Annotated in this window: 15 protein-coding genes; 8 read left to right on the top strand and 7 right to left on the bottom strand. The window is 59.0% G+C overall.

Annotated elements, in window-relative coordinates; all coding sequences use genetic code 11:
* Positions 1 to 282: 282 nt before the first annotated feature.
* Positions 283 to 1176, bottom strand: a complete 894-nt coding sequence (locus AC2A6O_RS17455) for a LysR substrate-binding domain-containing protein (RefSeq protein ID WP_498928974.1) — start codon at positions 1174 to 1176, stop codon at positions 283 to 285.
* A 184-nt stretch (positions 1177 to 1360) separates the two neighbouring features.
* On the opposite strand from AC2A6O_RS17455, the gene AC2A6O_RS17450 reads away from it, so the two are divergent.
* From AC2A6O_RS17450 to AC2A6O_RS17435, 4 genes are all read left to right on the top strand, one after another.
* The gene (locus tag AC2A6O_RS17450; RefSeq protein WP_498928972.1) at positions 1361 to 2977 is read left to right on the top strand and encodes a GMC family oxidoreductase; all 1617 of its coding nucleotides are present in this window, start codon (positions 1361 to 1363) and stop codon (positions 2975 to 2977) included.
* The gene (locus AC2A6O_RS17445; RefSeq protein ID WP_498928970.1) at positions 2974 to 4461 is read left to right on the top strand and encodes an aldehyde dehydrogenase family protein; all 1488 of its coding nucleotides are present in this window, start codon (positions 2974 to 2976) and stop codon (positions 4459 to 4461) included. Before AC2A6O_RS17450 ends, AC2A6O_RS17445 begins: the two co-directional genes overlap by 4 nt.
* Positions 4462 to 4470: 9 nt before the next feature.
* The gene (locus tag AC2A6O_RS17440) at positions 4471 to 5682 is read left to right on the top strand and encodes a mandelate racemase/muconate lactonizing enzyme family protein (RefSeq protein ID WP_498928968.1); all 1212 of its coding nucleotides are present in this window, start codon (positions 4471 to 4473) and stop codon (positions 5680 to 5682) included.
* 262 nt (positions 5683 to 5944) lie between these two features.
* Positions 5945 to 6796 (top strand): hypothetical protein, encoded by an 852-nt coding sequence (locus tag AC2A6O_RS17435; RefSeq protein WP_498928966.1) that lies wholly within the window; start codon positions 5945 to 5947, stop codon positions 6794 to 6796.
* 171 nt (positions 6797 to 6967) lie between these two features.
* Here the strand turns inward: AC2A6O_RS17435 and AC2A6O_RS17430 are convergent, their stop codons facing one another.
* The gene (locus tag AC2A6O_RS17430) at positions 6968 to 9130 is read right to left on the bottom strand and encodes a malate synthase G (RefSeq protein WP_498928964.1); all 2163 of its coding nucleotides are present in this window, start codon (positions 9128 to 9130) and stop codon (positions 6968 to 6970) included.
* A 192-nt stretch (positions 9131 to 9322) separates the two neighbouring features.
* Between AC2A6O_RS17430 and AC2A6O_RS17425 the strand changes: the two genes are divergently transcribed.
* From AC2A6O_RS17425 to AC2A6O_RS17415, 3 genes are all read left to right on the top strand, one after another.
* Positions 9323 to 10270: a DMT family transporter gene (locus AC2A6O_RS17425; protein WP_498928962.1), complete on the top strand. Its 948-nt coding sequence runs from the start codon at positions 9323 to 9325 to the stop codon at positions 10268 to 10270.
* Positions 10271 to 10341: 71 nt separating this feature from the next.
* On the top strand, positions 10342 to 11880 hold the full coding sequence (locus tag AC2A6O_RS17420; RefSeq protein ID WP_498928960.1) for a hypothetical protein: 1539 nt from the start codon (positions 10342 to 10344) through the stop codon (positions 11878 to 11880).
* Positions 11881 to 11990: 110 nt separating this feature from the next.
* Positions 11991 to 14876, top strand: a complete 2886-nt coding sequence (locus AC2A6O_RS17415) for a cation:proton antiporter (RefSeq protein WP_498928958.1) — start codon at positions 11991 to 11993, stop codon at positions 14874 to 14876.
* Between the two features lie 61 nt (positions 14877 to 14937).
* Here the strand turns inward: AC2A6O_RS17415 and AC2A6O_RS17410 are convergent, their stop codons facing one another.
* From AC2A6O_RS17410 to AC2A6O_RS17400, 3 genes are all read right to left on the bottom strand, one after another.
* Positions 14938 to 15744, bottom strand: a complete 807-nt coding sequence (locus AC2A6O_RS17410; protein WP_498928956.1) for a mechanosensitive ion channel family protein — start codon at positions 15742 to 15744, stop codon at positions 14938 to 14940.
* 96 nt (positions 15745 to 15840) lie between these two features.
* Positions 15841 to 17388, bottom strand: coding sequence for an ankyrin repeat domain-containing protein (locus AC2A6O_RS17405; RefSeq protein WP_498928954.1), 1548 nt, complete (start codon positions 17386 to 17388; stop codon positions 15841 to 15843).
* A gap of 170 nt (positions 17389 to 17558) precedes the next feature.
* On the bottom strand, positions 17559 to 17999 hold the full coding sequence (locus AC2A6O_RS17400) for a winged helix-turn-helix transcriptional regulator (protein WP_498928952.1): 441 nt from the start codon (positions 17997 to 17999) through the stop codon (positions 17559 to 17561).
* A gap of 135 nt (positions 18000 to 18134) precedes the next feature.
* On the opposite strand from AC2A6O_RS17400, the gene AC2A6O_RS17395 reads away from it, so the two are divergent.
* Positions 18135 to 18701 carry an NADPH-dependent FMN reductase gene (locus AC2A6O_RS17395; protein ID WP_498928950.1) on the top strand — a complete coding sequence of 189 codons (567 nt, stop codon included), beginning with the start codon at positions 18135 to 18137 and terminating at the stop codon, positions 18699 to 18701.
* Positions 18702 to 18768: 67 nt separating this feature from the next.
* On the opposite strand, the gene AC2A6O_RS17390 is transcribed toward AC2A6O_RS17395, so the two are convergent.
* On the bottom strand, positions 18769 to 19632 hold the full coding sequence (locus AC2A6O_RS17390) for an SDR family oxidoreductase (RefSeq protein WP_498928948.1): 864 nt from the start codon (positions 19630 to 19632) through the stop codon (positions 18769 to 18771).
* A 74-nt stretch (positions 19633 to 19706) separates the two neighbouring features.
* Complete coding sequence (locus AC2A6O_RS17385) at positions 19707 to 20450, bottom strand: crotonase/enoyl-CoA hydratase family protein (protein WP_498928946.1); 744 nt, start codon at positions 20448 to 20450, stop codon at positions 19707 to 19709.
* Positions 20451 to 20471: the final 21 nt, after the last annotated feature.

Below are 20471 nucleotides of genomic sequence, written 5' to 3'. Positions count from 1 at the left end.
GGTCTGAGGCCACAATGCCAAAGGACGCATTTGTCGTGGATCCCGTCTCGACATTTCACCCTTCTTAGTTGTCATCCCCGCGAAAGCGGGGATCCAGTAACCCACTGAATTTGTTTATAAAATAAATTCTTACCTCACGGAGTACTGGTTTCCCGCTTTCGCGGGAATGACAAATGCGGTGAAGCAGTCGCCCCGGACAACACTTTCGGGCCAGAGGTCCAGGATAAGACGGAGTTTGTTGCGATCAAGCAGGCAAACTATTCATATCCTTGAACAACTTTCTCAGCCTGTCACACCGCCAAGTTCCCGTATCATCCAGTCGCAGAAGATCTGGGCGTGGGGGCTGAGTGCCTGGCGTGGACCGTTGGTGACGAGATAGTAGCTGTGCCGGCTCTTGATCTTCTTGTCTGAAGACCGGATCAACCGGCCGCTGTCCAGATAGGGCTGGGCGAGCGTTTCCAGGACCAGAGCGTGGCCATGGCCGAGAGCGGCCAGTTCCAGAGCCGACAGGGTCTGGTCGACCTGCAGGCCATTGCGCTTGGGCACCACACGGCCATGGCTGTGGAAGAAGCTCTCCCAGGTATCGATCACTCCCATAATGTCGAGGCGCGGCGCGCCCGCCAGCGCCTCCAGTTCGCGCTTGCCAGTGTCGAGCGCCAGGTCCGGATGGCAGACCGGAATGATCGGGTCGTTCAGCAGAAACGACACCACCCCGTCGGTCCAGCTACCGTCGCCAAAGCGGATATCAATGTCGAACAGTTCCGGACTGAGCTTTTCCGCCCAGGAGGCCGAGATCATCTGCAGGTCGACGCCGGGGTGCGCCTCCTGAAACGCGCGCAGACGCGGGATCATCCAGAGTTGACCGAAGCTGTTGAGACAGCGGAACCGGACCGGCTGCCGGTCACGTTCGCCAAACACGGAAACAGTCGCGATGGACAGGTCGGAAAACGCCTTTTCGACCGTGGGCAGGTAGGTCTGGCCGGGACGGGTCAAAACCAGTTCGCGGTGAACGCGATCGAACAGCGGATAGCCCAGCAACCCTTCCAGTTGGCGCACCTGATAGCTGACAGCAGCCGGTGTGATCAGCAATTCCTCCGCTGCCCGGGTGAAGTTCCCGAGCCGGGCAGCCGCCTCGAATGCGCGCAGCCATGTAAGCGGTGGCAGGCTATAGGCCATTCCGCCGTCCTTTCCTCAAACCGGGGGCGCCTGCTTTCTCGCACCGAAATGAATTCTCATCTGTGCGAACAAGCTCTTCCTTCAAATTTTTTCGAAGCTACACCAAATATTTTTTCGCTTCAGGATTTTTCATTCCTCAACGACACTTTGGCTTATCAGCAGTCAAGGCACCTGGCAGCGCAGCATGAACAAGGTCGACTACATCATCGTGGGGGCAGGCTCGGCCGGGTGTATTCTGGCGGAGCGCCTGAGCGTCGATCCGCAAACGCGTGTTCTTCTGCTGGAGGCCGGTGGATCCGATGCCTCGCCCTGGGTGTCCCTGCCGCTCGGCTATGGCAAGCTGAATTCCGATCCCAAACGCACCTGGCGCTTCATGACCGACCCTGACGAAGGCCTGGGAGGCCGCAGTGTCTATTGGCCACGCGGACGTTTACTGGGGGGATCGGGTTCAATCAATGCAATGGTCTATTGCCGCGGCCTGCCCGGAGACTTCGAAGACTGGGAGGCCTCCGGCGCAAAAGGCTGGGGCTGGGCGAACGTCAAGTCGACTTTCGAGCGCCTTGAAACGCGGGTGAGCTGTGACGGCGTCAAAGAGGGCGATGGACCGATCCATATCCAGAACGTTTCCGATCAGGTCCACAAGGTGAACCGGCATTTCTTCGCCGCGATCCGGGAAGTGGGGCTGCCTTGGAGCGACGATTTCAACGGCGATGCTCCGGAAGGTGGCGGCATATACCAGATCAACACCCGGGACGGCCGCCGGTGTTCTTCCGCGCGCGCCTATCTGCGCCCTGCCCTTGTCCGCAAGAACCTGACTGTTCGGACGCAGGCCCAGGTCGCCCGCATTCTGTTCGACGGCAAAACCGCGACAGGCGTGGAACTCCTGAGCGGTGAGACCCTGCTGGCCAGCCGGGAAGTCATCCTGGCGGCTGGCGCCATCGGCTCACCGCAACTGCTTCAGGTTTCCGGCATCGGTCCGGGCAATCTGCTGAGTACGCTCGGCATTCCGGTCCTCCACGCCAACGACAATGTCGGTGGCAATCTACAGGATCATCTGGCAACAAGTTTCACCTTCCGCGCAAAGGAACCGACGCTCAATGCGATCCTGCGTCCTCTGCTCGGCAAGGCCCTTTCCGCCATGCGATATGCGGCAACGCGCAAGGGTCCCCTGGCTCTTTCCGTCAACCAGTGTGGCGGCTTCCTGCGTTCTCAGCCGGATCTGAGCCGGCCGGACCAGCAGCTTTATTTCAATCCGATCAGCTATCGCCTGCGGCCCCAAGGGGACAAGACCCGGCTGACCATCGATCCGTTCAACGGCTTCATCATCTGTGCTCAGCCGGCCCGCCCCACCAGCCGGGGCCGCATCGACATCAGTAGCGCCGATGCCCGTGCCGCGCCCTCGATCCGGCCCAACTCTCTTGCAACAGAGGAAGACCGGCAGACTGTGATCAACGGCGGAAAACTTTGCCAGAGACTGATGGCGAGCCGCGCCTTGAGCGCCCTTGTCGAACAGCCTGTCGCTCCCAACCTTGGTGACCTTGACGGTGACGGCATTCTGTCGGACTTCCGAAGCCGCGCCAGCACCGTGTTCCACCCGGTTTCGACTTGCCGGATGGGAGAAAACTGCGAGACCGCCGTCGTCAACAGCCGCCTGCAGGTGCATGGGGTTGAAGGCCTGCGCGTTGCCGATGCGTCTGCCTTTCCAAACATCACCTCCGGCAACACCAACGCCCCGACTATGATGCTGGCCCTCAAGGGGGCCGATCTCATCCTGGAAGACCAGAAGCGAGCCCACTCATGACCGTTCAGGATATCGCCCAAGACTATCTGGTCAACGGCAGGCTCGACGCTCTGCCCGATGGGCATTTCATAGCCGGCAGGCGCACTCCTGCCTCGAACCGCAAGATGGAAAGCTTCGACCCGGGCCGGGCGGAAGCTTTCGCCGAGTTTTCTCTCGGGTCCGACAACGAAATGGACAGGGCAATCGATGCTGCCGAGAAAGCTGCCGCACATTGGCGGCAGGTTACACCGGCAGAGCGCTGCCGCATTTTGAACAATGCCGCCCGGGTGTTCCGCGACAACGCCGATCGGCTGGCCGTGATCGAAGTGGTCGACAGCGGCAAAACACTGGCAGAGGCCCAGGGCGACGTGCAGTCCTCCGCGCGCCTCTTCGAATATTACGCAGGCGCCGCCGACAAGCTGGACGGACGGTCGGTCAACCTTGGCCCTGCCTACACCGCCTTCACCGCGCGCGAACCGGTCGGAGTTACAGGGCATATCATTCCCTGGAACTATCCCACCTCGACCTTCGCGCGCGGTGTCGCACCTGCCCTTGCCGCGGGCTGTTCCGTTGTTGCCAAGCCGGCCGAAACCACCCCCTTCACCGCACTTGTGATGGCGGAACTTCTGTGTGAAGCCGGAGTGCCGGAAGGACTGGTGAATGTGGTCACCGGGCTTGGCAGCGATATCGGTGCACAGATGGCGCGCGACCCGCGCATCAAGCAGTTGACCTTCACCGGCTCGGTCACCACCGGCATCAATGTGGCCCAGATGGCCGCGCCGAATGTGACCCGGCTGACACTGGAGCTCGGGGGCAAGTCACCACTGATCGCCTTTGCCGATGCCGATCCGGAGAAGGTCGCCGATGGAGCCTATTGGGCGATCTTCTCGAACTCCGGCCAGATCTGTTCCGCCGGATCGCGGCTGATCCTGCACAAGTCGATCCGCGACGAGGTGCTTGCCATTCTTGTCGAACGCGCGGCCAAGATCAGACCCGGCCATGGCCTGACCGACCCGGACATGGGCGCCATCAATTCCGAACTCCATCTGTCCCGTATCAAGGCCCATGTGGATGCCGCAAAGGCGCGTGGTGCCAATATCCTGACCGGCGGTGACGTCACCACCGATGGGGACACCGGCAAAGGCTGGTTCTTCCAGCCGACGGTGATCGCCGACCTTGCACCGGATGATCCCGCGGTCCAGGAAGAAATCTTCGGCCCGGTTCTGTCGGTTCAGATGTTTGAAAGCGAAGAAGACGCCATCGCACTGGCCAACGGCACCGATTTCGGCCTGATCGCAAGTGTCTATACAAGGGATATTGGCAGGGCCATGCGCGTTTCGGGCGCCATGGATTGCGGGCAAGTGTCGGTCAACGATTATTGGGCTGGCGGGAATGAACTGCCGTTCGGCGGCAACAAGAAATCAGGCTATGGCCGTGAAAAAGGCTGGGAAGGGCTCGACGCCTATACCAAGGTAAAGTCCATCACGATCAGCAACGCGAGCTAAGTGGACAATATGAAACTCGACCAAATCGAGACCTTCGTCGTCGAAAACGCCCCACCACGCCATGGCGGGCGCTACTTCATCTTCGTCAAGCTGGTAACGGCATGCGGGATCATCGGCTACGGCGAGATCTACAACGCGACTTTCGGCCCCCATCTGGTTGCCGACATGGCGAAGGACGTGTTTCAGCGCCAGTTCGAGGGCGAAGATCCGCACCATATCGAGAAGCTCTGGCACAAGACCTATGGTGCCGGCTACACGCTGCGTCCGGATGTCACCGTCATGGGTGTCTTGTCTGGGCTGGAAATGGCCTGCTGGGACATCATCGGCAAGGCTGCCGGCAAGCCGGCCTATCAGCTTATGGGCGGCAAGGTGCATGAGCGCCTTCGCTCCTACACCTACCTTTATCCTTCCGATGGCGACGTCTATCCGGATCCGTCGAAACCCAACGTCTACAACGACCTGGACATGGCGGCGGAAGCGGCGGTCAAGGCGGTGGAACAGGGCTTCACGGCAGTGAAGTTCGACCCGGCCGGTGCCTACACCATCTACGACGGTCACCAGCCGAGCCTTGACGATCTGGAACGCTCTGAAGCCTTCTGTCGGCAGATCCGCAATGCGGTCAGCACCAGGGCCGACCTTCTTTTCGGCACCCATGGACAGTTCACCGTGTCGGGCGCCAAGCGCCTTGCGCGCCGGATCGAGGCCTATGACCCGCTCTGGTTCGAAGAACCGATCCCACCGGAGAAGCCGGAAGACATGGCCGAAGTGGCGCGGTTCACGTCCATCCCGGTTGCGACCGGTGAACGGCTCTGCACCAAATATGAATTTGCCCGGGTGCTGGAAACCGGTGCGGCCAGCATCCTGCAGATGAACCTCGGGCGTGTCGGCGGTCTGCTGGAAGCCAAGAAGATCGCCGCCATGGCGGAATGCCGATCAGCGCAGATCGCCCCGCATCTTTACTGCGGTCCGCTGGTAGCGCTCGCCAATATTCAGCTTGCAGCCTGCAGCCCGAATTTTCTGGTGCTGGAATCCATCCGCACTTTCGACGGTTTCTATGCCGAGCTGTTGAAGACCCCAATCCGCTGGGAAGACGGCTACGTCATCCCTTCGAACGAACCGGGCCTTGGTCACGATCTCAACGAGGATGTTGCCCGGGCACATCCCTATACTGGCAACGAACTGCATCTGGGACTCCAAGAAAGTCCGGCGTTGCCGCTCTGAGACAGAGAAGGACCCGCGCTTTCCCAGGCTATCCCGCAGCAAAAACCGCTGGTCGACCAGAGACACAGCCGCGAGAACGTGCGCGTCACCCTAGGCCATGAGCCGATTTTGTTTTTAGCGCTTCTAATTGTGGGGTGGCGTCTGATGTTTTGCCAGATTACCTGTGATGCTTCCGAGGACTTGCAGTCTCCAAAAAGACCTTGAAGGTTTTGATGGAGCAAAGCAATTTTGAGTCAGTATTTCACTTAAGAGGCAATGTCCTTTGTCAGACCAGCCACAGCAATATAAATTTCCGCCAATTAGTCCGGAAGAGCAGGCACTTCGTAATCGCCTAGAACTCGAATGGAATGATTTCATTAGAGCCAATTTGGGCAGTCAGGCCGTAGTAAATGTGAAGTGCAGTCCTATGAGGCTGTATCCGTTAGACGAAAGTGTTAAGCCAATTACTAAGCCAACCGATGTCGTTTGGTTAGCACGCAAGCTTATTGCCTGGGAAGGTGTGCGAGAGTTATTGCGCAAAGTTGGTGAGCACGGTGACCTTTCTTATGAAGAAAATTGTTTTATCGAAGAGGTCTTGGCATTTCTCGCAAAGCCGTTTCGGTTGCCCGGTCATTACGCTGTCAACTTAAATATTGCTGTTGCATTGGCGCGTAAGTTTGCTTCGGGCGCTATCTCCGAGGACGATGATGAGGCCGCGATGGCATTTGCTGCCGATCGTATTAGAACATTTTCATCACCGAATTGGCCGAACGCTGATGTAAAACCGCCTAAGATTTCTGAACTGATGCAGATTTTTCAAAATATTAAAGATAACCATCCTGACGTCATCGCCCAGTTAGTAAATGTAAGACAAATGGATGAGAATAAAAAACGGAAGAAATTCCATTCTATAAATGACCTAAAAGTAAATGGTTTAGCAAATAAAGAAGCTATGAAATATGGTTTAGCAAACAGGAACTGTCTATATTTGCAGATTATTGAAACAGTTCTGGCACAATATGCTTGGGGAACTGGACCTAAGAATCTTGAAAGGGATGCCATCATTTCTGAGCTGCGGGCGAAGCATATGATGTTTCGTGACCGTAGGTGGCTCATAGACGATGTCTCATCTTAAGGGAAAGTTCTAGGTATGGTCGCGCCAAAGAATCCGAACAAAGTCCTTGATGCTGGTTTTCTTATTGATCCGTGGATTTGATGCCTTAGACCCACCGAACTCTAAGCCATAAGCAGTTCGGCCGCAGGGAGGTGTCCCTGCGGCCGAAACATCAGTTTTCTTTTCTCAAGCTCAGGCCGCTGTCTTGGCCTTGAACTCGATCCGGCGGCGATGCAGCACCGGCTCGGTGTAGCCGTTTGGCTGGCTGGTGCCTTCGAACACCAGTTCGCAGGCTGCCTGGAAGGCGACCGAGCCTTCGAAATCCGCTGCCATCGGCCGGTAGAGCGGATCGCCCTCGTTCTGACCATCGACCACTGCCGCCATGCGCTTCATGGTTTCCAGAACCTGCTCCCGGTCGACAACGCCATGGTGCAGCCAGTTGGCGATATGCTGAGAGGAAATACGCAAGGTCGCGCGGTCTTCCATCAGGCCGACATCGTTGATGTCCGGAACCTTGGAGCAGCCGACACCCTGTTCCACCCAGCGCACGACGTACCCCAGAATGCCCTGGGCATTGTTGTCGAGCTCCGCCTGAATGTCTTCGGGTGCCCAGTTGGGGCGCTCGGCAACGGGGATGGAAAGAATGTCTTCCAGCTTCGCCGCGTCGCGGCTCTTCAGCTCCTTCTGGCGCTCAGTTACCGCCACCTTGTGGTAGTGCAGCGCATGGAGCGTCGCAGCCGTCGGGGACGGAACCCAGGCAGTGTTCGCCCCGGACATCGGATGACCGATCTTCTGCTCCAGCATCGCGTTCATCAGGTCGGGCATGGCCCACATGCCCTTGCCGATCTGGGCATGCCCCGGCAGCCCGCAGGCAAGACCCACATCAACGTTGTTGTTCTCGTAGGCACTGATCCAGGTTGAAGCCTTCATGTCGCCCTTGCGGATCATCGGACCAGCTTCCATGGAGGTGTGCATTTCGTCGCCGGTGCGGTCGAGGAAGCCGGTGTTGATGAAGAACACCCTGTCCTTTGCCTGGCGGATACACTCTTTCAGGTTCACCGTGGTGCGGCGTTCCTCGTCCATGATGCCCATCTTGAGCGTGTTGCGCGCAAGGCCGAGAGCATCTTCCACCCGATTGAAGATCTCGCAGGCAAAGGCCACTTCTTCCGGACCGTGCATCTTCGGCTTGACGATATAGACCGAGCCGGCGCGGCTGTTCAGTTCACGGCCGTTCGGACCGATGTCGTGCAGCGCGATCAGCGAGGTGATCATGCCGTCGAGAAGACCTTCCGGCACCTCGTTGCCGTCCTTGTCGAGCACGGCATCGTTGGTCATCAGGTGACCGACGTTGCGCACCAGCAGCAGCGAGCGTCCGTGCAGTGACAGCGCGGACCCGTCAGGTGCCGTGTAGTTGCGGTCGGCATTCATCCGGCGGGTGACGGTCTCTCCACCCTTCTGGAATGTTTCTTCCAGGTCGCCCTTCATCAGGCCAAGCCAGTTGGTGTAGATGACGACCTTGTCTTCTGCGTCCACCGCAGCGACGGAATCCTCGCAATCCATGATCGTCGACATGGCCGATTCCAGAATGACATCGGCGATGTGGGCGTGATCGGTCTTGCCGATCGGATGTTGCGCATCGATGTTGATTTCCAGATGCAGGCCGTTCTTGACGAGCAGCACCTTGTAGGGAGCCTCGTTGTCTCCGGAGTAACCGGCAAACTGCGAGGCGTCGGCAAGGCTGGTGCTTCCGGCCTTCGTCGAAATGACCAGGGCTTCGGCTTCCACGGCGAACCCGGTTACATCGGACCAGCTTCCGTCTGCCAGCGGGGCGGCTTCATCGAGAACCTTGCGCGCATAGGCAATCACCTCTGCGCCCCGCGCCGGGTCAAATCCCTTGCCGGCCGGCAGGGAGCCCATTGCATCTGTGCCGTAGAGCGCATCATAGAGAGAGCCCCAACGTGCATTGGCGGCGTTGAGAGCGTAGCGGGCGTTCATCACCGGAACGACAAGCTGCGGACCGGCAACGGTGCCGATTTCCGGATCGATGTTGGCGGTCCCGACGGAAAAGTCCGGTCCCTCTGGCACCAGATACCCGATCTCCGTCAGGAAAGTCTTGTAACCGTCCATGTCCGGAGTGCCCGGGTTGGCCTTGTGCCAGATGTCGATCTTCTGCTGCAGGCTGTCACGCTTGGCCAGAAGTTCCCGGTTCTTGGGTGCCAGATCGTGAATCAGGCTCGACAGGCTTTTCCAGAAATGCTCCTGCTCGACGCCGGTATCCGGAAGAGCTTTTTCATTGATGAAGTCATAAAGAACCCTGGCTACTTGCAATCCATGGGCATCGACGCGGCCTGTCATCTGTCAGCTCCCTAAACGAACTTGAAAATCTGATATTAGCCCGTGTTTTGGGGTCTAAGCACGCAATCGTCAATTGCCGGACCTATTGGATGACTTTTTCCATTTTGGAAAAGATCCAGATCATTATCTCCAACAGTATAAGACGGTATACAAAAAGATTGCTCTTTGCCTCCGCGCGCCAATCCGTTACCGATGGACCTTCATTCCATCTTCCACGCAACGGTTTCCATGTTCTCGCTGGTTAAACGTGTAGGCGACCTGTCCTACGGCAATGCCCTGCTGATGCTGACCCTGACTTCACTGTTCTGGGGCGGCAACACTGTTGCCGGCCGCCTTGCGGTGGGCGAAGTGTCCCCCATGGTGGTGGTGTTCCTGCGCTGGGTGATCGTTGCCGGCATCCTGGTGCCGCTGCAATGGCGGCACATATGTGCGGAATGGCCTCTCATGCGGCCCTATTCCTTGCGCATGGTGCTGATGGCCGTTTTCGGGTTCATCGGGTTCAACACCCTGTTCTACATCGCCGCAACGAAAACCACGGCCGTCAACCTGGGCATTATCCAGGGGTCGGTCCCGATCCTTGTTCTGATCGGTTCCCTGATTGCCTTCGGCACCAGGATCCGGGCCCTGCAGGTCCTCGGCATTCTGATGACGCTTGTCGGGGTGACGCTGATTGCCGCCCAGGGCAGCCTGGACGTGCTGCTGGCGCTTGCCGTCAATCCAGGCGATGGCGTGATGCTGATCGCCTGTGTGCTCTATTCCGGATATACGCTTGCGCTGCGTGACCGGCCGCGGGTTTCGCCGCTTGCGTTCTTTGCGGTTCTGTCCGGTATTGCCGCACTCACATCCCTGCCCGGTCTTGCCTATGACATCGCTGCCGACACCGTTCAGTGGCCGTCGCTCCAGGGCTGGCTGGTGGTCCTCTATATCGCGCTCTTTCCGTCCTGCATCGCGCAGATCTTCTTCATGCGCGGCGTCGAACTGATCGGACCGGCCCGCGCGGGGATCTTCATCAACCTCGTGCCGATCTTCGCGGCCATTCTTGCGGTTTCCATCCTTGGAGAACCGTTCAAGTGGTACCACGGCAGCGCTCTGGCGCTGGTTATCGGTGGCATATGGCTATCGGAGCGCAAGGCAGGTTGAGCGAACCGGCGAAATGCCTGACCTTTCGAGCTTTTTGAAATAACCTTTTCTATCTGACCTGGATTTCAGACGTGTTCTATAATTTCAAAGTTACCCTTCGCGTGCTTCTGCTGGCGGCAATCACCTTGTGTCTTGCCTCAACCGCCGAAGCCGGATTGTTGTCGCGGCTTGCGCGGGAAGCCGGAGACGCCGCCGGTTCCGCAGGAAAACATGTCCACACGCCCAAGCATCTTCTCGACGAAGGCGCCTCGATTGCAAAACGGCTGCCCAAGATCTCCGGTGCCGCATCCATTGCGCTGGTGCCGGCCCCGGGAAACGCCTGGCAACTTGTCAACGCCGAAGGCAAAAGCCTGCATCTGTCCTCCCTTCACGATCTGCCCGATGTCCTGGATGATGCCGCAAGGCAGGCGCATCGGCCACTGGCGGGTGATCTTCCAGGCAAGACCAAAGCCCCCGGCTCGCTTCAGCTAGCTGTCCGGGAAGCTGACTTCTTCAAGCTTCGGGACCAACTGGACAGCCTGCCGCCCAAGACCCGGCCGGTGATGGTGATGCCAAATGGCAAGGCATATGACCTGAAGCCGGTTCGCCATTCAGGCGGCACACGGCTGGCAGTCGCGCTTTCGCCCGATGTCCTGATCGATCCGGCAACAGCCAGAGCACTCGACGGCAACATGAAGTTCCTCACCCGGCCGGTCAAACAGGCGGACCTCAAGATGGCCCGGTTCGACAAGGCCGGGGCGGCGAAGGCGGCGGCTCCGGGCGACGTTGTTGCCAATCTCGATGCCGATATTCTGGCGTCGAGCCTGGCGAAATACAAAAACAGGACACTGGTCGTCAGTGGCCGCATTACGCCGCACCCGCAGACCGGACGCCCGCAATTGAGTGTGCGCGATGGCAAGTCCGTGCGGGAAATCGACCTCGACAGCTTCCAGGCAGCAGCCGAGAGCCAGCGCGTCAACCTGATGCTCGTCGAAAGTTCTTCGCTGGTTCAACCGGGCAAAAGCTGGTTTTCAAAGACCGCTCTTGAGAAACGCTTTGCAGCCGCCCAATCGGCAATGACCCAGGCCGACCTTTTGAAGGCTCTGTCGCCACCCAACAGCACAACCGTGATCAACGCCGCAGACGAGAGAAACTTCCGGCTCGTGACGGCAACACGTTTCGACCCGAAAGCGAAATCTGCGGCTGCCAGCCCGCAAGTGTCTTCGTCGGCCGGGGACGACTACACGCTTGCCGGCTGGCTTCTGGATGGAAGCCTGCGGACGGGTGTCCGGAGCATTCACAGCAACAACGAAGATCCCGCACACACGGACGAAGTCGAGAGCCGCTGGATACCCTGGGTCTCCAACTTCAACCTGTTTCTCTTCGCTCTCCTGTCCGCCGTCACCTTGTTTCTGGGCTGGTATCTCTGGCGCTGGTGGAACCGGCTCTGGCGCTACGTTCTGAAAAACCGTGCAGCGGCCCAGGCGACGTCTCTTCCGATCAAGCTCACGAAGATCGTGCTCTTCCTGCCGTTTGCGTTTGTCATGGTGGTGCCGGCAATATTCTGGCTTGTCGTCGCCGACTGGGTGAGGTTCCTGACGTGGCCCTTCCGCAAAGTTTTTGGCCGATAGGGTTTGGCGTCATGGTCATTTCCGCCCAATCCTGTGGCTATTGCCGGGGGCTGCAAGAATATTTGAAACACTAGTTTGAAATTGCCGCAATCGCGGTGCACCATATCGGCATGGAAACTCCATTAATTACAGGCGCTTTCGCGCTGCTCCTGCTGACAATTTCCCTGCTGCAGCCCCTTGCCCGGCGGCTTGGGCTGGCGCCGAGCGTTTTGCTGGCAACTGTCGGCACGATGATCGGCATTCTGGCCATCTATCTGCGCTACACGGCCAAAACCAATGTCTTCAATTCGATTGCGGACGTCTTCATAAATCCCCCGCTGGATTCGGAGATGATCCTCTATATTTTCCTGCCAATCCTGCTGTTTCAAACCGCGCTCACGCTAGATGTCCGGCGGATCGTCGAGGATATTGCTCCTATCCTGCTGATGGCGGTCATCGCCGTTTTTGTTGCAACGGCCTTTATCGGTTTTGCCCTCTATCCGCTGGCGACACTTTTTTCGCTCACGGACATCACACTGATCGCCTGCCTTCTTCTCGGCTCGATCGTCGCGACCACGGATCCAGTGGCCGTCGTCGCCATCTTCCGGGACATCGGCGCACCAGCACGCCTCGGCCGTATCGTGGAAGGCGAAAGCCTGCTGAACGACGCGGCCGCCATCGTGATCTTCGTCATCCTGCTGCATATGCTGACGGGTCACGAAACGATGACGGTCGGCGAAGCCGCCCTCGCCTTTTGCCGCTCGTTTGCCGGCGGCATCATTGTCGGTGCGCTGCTTGGCCGGATCGCAGTTTCGCTGCTGCCGATCATGCGCGATATTCCCCTGGCACAGGTGACGTTGAGCCTGGCCCTGCCCTATGGCACCTATGTGCTCAGCGATCAGTTTGTCGATGTTTCCGCCGTCGTTGCGGTGGTTTGCGCAGGAACGGTGTTCAACCTTTACGGCCCGGCCCGAATTCAACCCGCAAACTGGCAGTTTCTGCACTCAGTGTGGGAACAGATCTCCTTCTGGGCGGCGTCGCTCATCTTCCTTCTGTCCGCCATCCTGATCCCGCGTTTCGTCGAAGGCTTCACACCCATCGACATCCTGTTGCTGTTTGTCGTCATCGTCGCGGCGCTGGCAGCACGTGCCGTCGTCATCTTCGGGTTACTGCCGCTCCTCAGCGTTTTTCGAATGGGGCAAGCGGTCAACGACCGCTACAAGACGGTGATCCTGTGGGGCGGCATGCGCGGCGCCGTCACACTGACACTGGCGCTCAGCGTGTCCGAGCACGCGTTGCTGTCGGACGAAGTGTCGGTCTTCGTCACCAAGTTGGCGACGGGCTTCGTTCTGTTCACACTGCTTGTCTATGGCACCAGCCTGAAGCCGCTGATCCGGCTGCTCGGCCTCGACAAGCTGAATGCCCGCGACGAGGCCTTGCGCACCCAGTTCCTCGCACTTGCCCTGTCAGACGTGCGGCAGGAAGTGGAAACCGCCGCCCGCAACTATCACATCGCCCCGCGCGTCACGGACGATGTTCTGAAGGATTACGAAACCCGTGCGGCTGCAGCTGCGGCGGAAACCAACAAGCTGGAAGAACTCAAGGACTGGGACCGTGTCCGCATTGGCCTGATCGCCCTGGCCGACCGCGAACAGCAGCTCGTCCTGGAGCATTTCCACGACAAGACCATCGCCGGCCGGTCCGTGTCGCGCTTCCTTGCCATGACGGGACGCACAGGAGACCTGACACGAACCGAAGGCCGCTCCGGCTATAATCAGGCTGCGCGGCAGCCGCTCAAATTCGGCCTTGGTTTCCGCCTGGCGCAAGCTCTGCAGCGGCGGCTCCGAATTGCCCGGCCACTGGCCATCCGCCTTGCCGACCGGTTCGAATTCCTGCTCGTCTACAGGATCCTTGCCGACGAACTGGTCGACTTCAACAACAAGCGGATCCGACCCCTGCTCGGTGACCGTGTTGCCGACATCCTGCAGGACATCCTGGCGATCCGGCAGGACGAAACCCTTGCAGCCATCGATGCCCTGCGCCTGCAGTATCCGGACTATGCCGACGCCCTCGAAGGGCAGTTTCTGCGCAAGGCAGGCGTCCGGCTGGAAGAAACCGCCTTTGACGAAGCCAAGGAGCAGATGCTGATCGGCACCGAGTTGCATCGGGAGCTACTGCGCGATGTCGAGCGGACCCGAAAAGCCTGCCACACACGGCCGAAGCTCGATCTCGGCCTGAAGACACGCGAACTCGTCAGCGCACACCCGCTGTTCGCAGACCTCACCCGCAAGCAGCAAAAGGCTATCCGGCGGATGATGCGCCCGCAATTCGCAACGCCGGGCGAGAAGCTGATCCGCAAGGGTGATCGCGGCGATGCCGCCTATTTCATTGCTTCAGGTGCGGTGGAAGTACGCGCCCCCAGTCACACCATCCGCCTTGGGCGCGGTGATGTGTTCGGCGAAATTGCGCTGATGACCGGTGGCCGCCGCAGCGCCGATGTCGTTGCACTGGGGTATTGTCAGTTGCTCAGCCTCAGAGCGCAGGATTTCAAGGCGCTTCTGGCCGAAAACGAAGACCTGCGCAATCACGTCGCGATGCTGACCAAACGGCGTCAGTTGATGAACAAGGACGATGGCGAGGCGGAAATGGAAGATCCCGTCTTCCCGATTTTCTCGGAGGTCAGGACCAGTACGCAGTCCGATGAAGACCCTGAACAGGAAACCGCCAACCCGGATCCGGGCTCAAATGAGCCTGAAGCCGAGGTCGTCATCTTCGATGAAGAGGAAGCCCAGAACGATCCCTCGCTCACGGAAAAGCTGAACGCAGTGGAGACCGTCACCGCGGAAGAAACGTCACCTGCTGAAAAGGGTGAAAGCGCGAGGACGCAAGAGACGGAAGAAGCGACCGAAGACAGCAGCACTGCCTCGGCTGAAGCCTCTCTTGCCGACGAGACGCCCGAGGAACCTCGCACGTCAGAAGCTTCGGCACCGGAAAAGAAAGCCAGTGAAACGGCCTGAAGTGTGATTTTACCCGACATCGCCGCAGTGGCGCCTAACCGCTGCGGCGATGTCTTGCGCGTTAACCCGCTTTCTGAATTTCCACCGAATGCGGATAAGGAATGGAAATGCCACCGCCATCGAAGGCTTCCTTCACCGATTTCAGCATATGGAATTTCAGTTCCCAGTAGTCGCTGGCATCACACCAAAGCCTGACACCAAGATCGACCGAGCTGTCGCCAAGGTTGGTCAACCGGACCCAGGGTTCGGGATCCTTGTGAACCCGATCGTCCGCATTGGCGACATCGAGGATGATCTGTATCGCCTTGTCGATGTCGTCGTCGTAGTCGATGCCGAAGGTCAGATCGAGCCGGCGGGTGGAATGGGCCGAGAAATTGGTCACGACCGTTCCCCAGGCCTTTCCGTTCGGCATGATGATCTGCACGTTGTCCGGCGTCACCAGTTCGGTGACGAAGATGTTGAGATCTTTCACCGTTCCGGAGGTTCCGCCGATATCAACATACTGGCCGATCTTGTAGGGGCGGAAGATGATCAGCATGACACCGGCGGCAATGTCGCTCAGCGTGCCCTGCAACGCCAGGCCAATGGCCAGGGTACCGGCACCGAGAACCGCCACCAGGCTGGTTGCCTGAATACCGAACAGCTGCAGCACCGCGATAAAGGTGACGAGCAGGACCAGCCAGCGCACGATCGATGCTGCGAAGCTGCCGATGGTATCGTCAATGCGCGGGTGGGCGACGATGCGTTTCTTGACAATGCTCGACAGGAAGCCTGCCAGAAACCAGCCGATCACCAGAACGATGACGGCTTTCGCCGCGTTGATGATGAGTGGCGTATAGACACTCACCTGGTCGATTGCGCTTTCCATGAACTCCCTCCGGCCTTATGCGATCACTTGATTACGTGGAATTACTAACAGCAGATTTTGGTGCTGGCCAGAAATCTACCTTGAGAAGGCTCGCCCCTATCGGTCTAACGCGCGAGAACCGGGATTGCTTCCCGGCTCGGCAAGCCAATCTTCCAGAAACTGTGCCATTTCCTCATTGCCACAGCCAGTGATGGAGCGCGGGTCTATCGGGCAGCCGGCTTCGAGCAGCAGACGTGCGCAGGAAATGTGATCTGCCTCCGGTCGCTTCGGAGCAAATTCCGAACCGTGGACGACGGTGTCCAGGGCATCGCCGCCAAAGTGGTTCTTGCGGGTAAGGTCCGGCCCAAGCGAGAGGAAATAGTCCATCTCGTCCGCTAGGCCGTTCCAGCCTGCAACATGCAACGGCGGCAGCCCCATTTCGTCGGTTTCGTCCGGGTCCAGACCGGCGGCAATCAGCGCCTTCATGTGGTCCCGTTTTCCGGGAAGAATGGCAAGCCTTGTCAGCAGGCTTTTGTCTTCCCTGCTCAAACGCGCGATATCCAGCCTTCCCGGGTTTGACTTCCCCTTCGCGCAGTCCCCCAGAATCTTCTCGTTGGGGGTCAGCTCTCGCGCATGTTTCCGCCTGGCCAGAAAAGCGGCAACCGGCAAGTTGCCGTAAATCGCTGCCATGGCATGGGCGGTGTGCCCTTCCCATTCCGCATCCGGATCAGCGCCATGGGCAAGCAACAGTTCGACGATCTTTTCTGAACACCCACGCCGTGCAGCCTGGTGAAGCGCTGGAATGGAGTCCATCGGCTGGCCGCTCGGGTGGTCTGCTTCAGTAATGTTCGGATCAGCCCCAGCGTCCAGAAGCAGCCGGACCTTCGTCACGTCGCCGAAATCGAGCGCACGCGGCAAGGCGTTGGTCCCGTCAGGCCTTCCGCCATATTTCAACAACAGCTCAAGCGCGCGGGAATGCCCGAGCTCGGTCGCGTGATAGAGGCTTTCGTCGTCGTTCGGATCAGCCCCCCGTTCGAGCAGCCAGCGGCCAAGCTCGTAATTATCCGCATGACACAAGGCGCCGTAGAGTGCGGACAACAGATGCTTGTCGCCAGGCTGGTCTGGATATCCATCATTCACATCCGCCCCGTTGGCCACCAGCAGCCTGGCAATGGCAAGCATCTGCGGGGCGAGTTCCGGCCGCCGGTGAATGTTCTTCGAAAACGCCAGATGCAGGATCGGCGTACGCACGCCGACCTGGCGCGTGGCGGCTCCGGCGTCGGTTGCCAGGATGGACCGAACAGTCTCGAGATCGAAGAGCGCGACCTGAAGTCCGAAATTGTCATCCTTTAGCGTCGGGTCATCTGCCAGCAGTTTTTCCGTAACCCAATGCTGGCCGAAATAAAGTGCCTGCTTCAGACGTGCTGCCCGTTCTGACCGGCTGAAGGATGCAGTTTCGATCGCGAATTTCAGCCTTGGCCAACTCTCATGGCCCGCTTCGCGGGCGATGACATGCAGAAAATCCGCATGGCGCAGTGACCTTGCTGTATCGACATGGGCGGCGGTCCGTGCGACGGCCTCTGCCTCGCCGTTGAAATACGCCTTCTTCAGACGGCGCGCGGTTTTCCGGTAATGATCGACGGAAGATGCAGGTCCTGTGGACATGGCTTTTCTCCTGAAGTGTAAGCCCGGGCGATCCGCTGGTGTCGGGCGCAGGTGAAAAACCGGCAAATATCTTCAGATGTCAGGGTGCTTTCGCTTTCCGCGGATCCGGTTGCCGCCCTCATCGGCGGCATCAGATTGCATTTGAGAAGAGCAGATTTCAACCCCGAGGCTCAATCGGAACCATGCTCGCGTTCGAACCTTTCGCGCGCACTGGAAACAGCGGCTTCATTCTCGATCGCCCAACTTGTAAGCGCCTTCAACGGCACCAGAAGCGTCCGGCCGAGCGGTGTCAGGGAATAGTCGACCCGCGGTGGAATGGTGGGCGTCACAACACGGTGGACCAGACCGTCCTTCTCTAGTTCCCGCAAGGTCGCGGTCAGGGATTTCTGGGTCACGCCGCCAATCGAGCGCTTCAGATCGGAAAACCGCCGTGGCTCGGCCTCAAGGTGGGCGACCACGAGGCTGCACCATTTGCTGCACACCGTCTGCAGCAACCTGCGCACCGGCGCGCAACGCGGGTCCTCGTGGTGCGGCAGTTGCTCACGTGGTTTTTCTTCAGAAGGCCGTGCTTCAGCTGGCAGTTCGTCAAAGGATTTAGCCAGGGGTTTCATCAAGGATACCTCGGTTTCCAAAAAGTGCCGTCTTGCGGCTGACAGCGGCATACATCATTTCATGCAAGTATCCAACGTATACTGAGGTATCGCCTGGATACTCCTCCCAAGATCTTATTTCTCAAGGAATTCAACATGTCGCTGAAATTGAAGGTCATCTCCGGGTCCACGCGCCCCGGACGAGTCGGCCCTACCATTGCGAAGTGGGCGGCCAGTGCCGTTGAAGCGCATGGCGGCTTCGAGGTGGAATACGTTGACCTCGCCGACATCAACCTGCCGCTTCTGGACGAGCCGGCGCATCCTGCCGCTCAGCAGTACACCCACGAGCACACCAAGCGCTGGAGCAGCATCATTGCCGACGCCGACGCCTTCGTGTTCCTGACCCCGGAATATGATTCCTTCGCGCCGGCATCGCTGGTGAACGCGATTCAGGTGCTTTACAAGGAGTGGAACTACAAGCCGGCCGGCATCATCAGCTACGGTGGCATTTCCGGCGGCCTTCGTGCCTCCCAGACGCTGCGCGACCTGCTGGCCAACGTCAACGTCGTGGCCCTGCCGCAGGTGGTTCCGGTTCCCTTCTTCCCGGAATTCATCAATGACGAAGACATCTTCACGCCAAACGAAAAGATCAGCGAAGGCACCACGCTGATGCTGAGCGAGCTCACCAAGTGGGCAAACGCTCTGAAACCCATGCGCGCCTGAATGAAAAGGCCGCCGGATCATGATCCGGCGGCCCTCAATCGTTTCATTGTGTGCGCTGGTTCCGACGTTACTTCTTGACAGGACCGAGATCGCACGGAGCCTGACTGTCGTCGGGCACGAAAAAGTCGGGGGCCAATGCCAGACCTTGGTCCACCCGGTATTTGTCGAAATCGGTCACGCCGCGGCTGGCCAGGAAAGTGTCATCGATGACGAACTGTCCGGTGAACTCCTTCGACGGCGTGGTAAAGATCTCATAGGCCGCATCGGCCAGAATATCCGGCGTGCGGCTCTGCTGCATCATCCTGTCGCCGCCGATGATATTCCTGATCGCCGCTGTTGCGATGGTCGTGCGCGGCCACAGGGCGTTGACCGCAATGCCTTTTGAGCGGAGCTCGCCAGCCAGCCCCAACACCACCAGGCTCATACCGTATTTCGCAATCGAATAGGGCGTGAACGGAGCGAACCATTTTTCCTGCATGTCCAGTGGCGGAGACAGCATCAGGATATGCGGATTGTCGGACTGTTTCAGATGGTCGATGGCATGTTTGGAACAAGCCAGCGTGCCACGGGTGTTGATCTGATGCATCAGATCGAACCGCTTCATGTCGGTCTGCTGCACCGGCGTCAGCTGGATGGCGCTGGCGTTGTTCACCACAATGTCGAGCCCGCCGAAATGCGCTGCCGTCTTGTCGATGGCCTCCTTGACCGCTTCGTCGTCGCGTACATCAAGCAGCACCGGCAGCGCCTTGCCTCCGGCGGCTTCGATCTCCTCGGCGGCGGTATAGATCGTGCCTTCCAGTTTCGGATGGGGTTCCGCCGTCTTGGCGGCCACGGCGATGTTGGCTCCGTCCCGTGCGGCTCGCAGCGCAATCGCCTTGCCAATGCCGCGTGACGCGCCGGTGATGAAAAGTGTCTTGCCCTTCAGGGACATGGTGTTTCCTCCGTATGTCGCTCTCCGGCGACGACCTTGCGGTCTCCAGTTTTGTCGTCCCGCCCCAAGAGGGCTCAGGCCTTCTTCTTCGTCATGAAGGCCTGGAAGGCAGCGATGGTTTCCGGGGCGCTCAGCCGGCTGGCAAAAATCCTGATTTCCTCTTCGACGCGCTCGGAAAGCTGAGCCGTATCCCCTCGCAGAAGTTTTCTGGAAAGCGCCATGGCTTCAGGCGGCTTTGCGGCGATTTCCTTTGCGCAAGCCAGGGCCACCGCGTCGACATCCCCTTCGACCACTTCGTTCACGAGCCCGGCCTTCTCGGCTTTTTCCGCCGAAAAGGCGTTGCCGAGGCACAGCAGTTCGAAAGCCCGGGCCGGACCCATGATCTGCGGTCCGAGCAGGCTGGACCCCGCTTCAGGAACGAGGCCGAGATCGACGAAGGGCGAGCGGATGAGGGCGCGCGGGCTGGCAAAAACCATGTCGCAATGCATCAGCAAAGTGGTGCCGACACCGATGGCGATGCCATCGATGGAAGCGACCAGAGGCTTCTCGTTGCGAACCAGAGCTCTCAGGAAGCGAACGACCGGCGTCTCGCCAAACCCGGTCTTGCCGGCATATTGCAGAAAGTCGCCAATATCGTTGCCAGCGGTAAAAACCTCCGGCACGCCGCAGATCAGATGACAGCGGATGTCTGCATCCGTATTGCCGACCTCCAAGGCTTCTGCGAGATCGCTGTACATCTGCCCGGTGAGGGCATTTTTCTTTTCCGGTCTGTCCAGACGCAGGGTCTGGACGCCGTCTTCAAGGGACTTGCGGATCATCATCAACTCCGGTCAGGCGGT

This window comes from Labrenzia sp. ATLA3 (genome assembly GCF_057180185.1).
The sequence above is the reverse complement of the archived record's forward strand: the minus strand, read 5'-3'. Positions and strand labels throughout refer to the sequence as shown.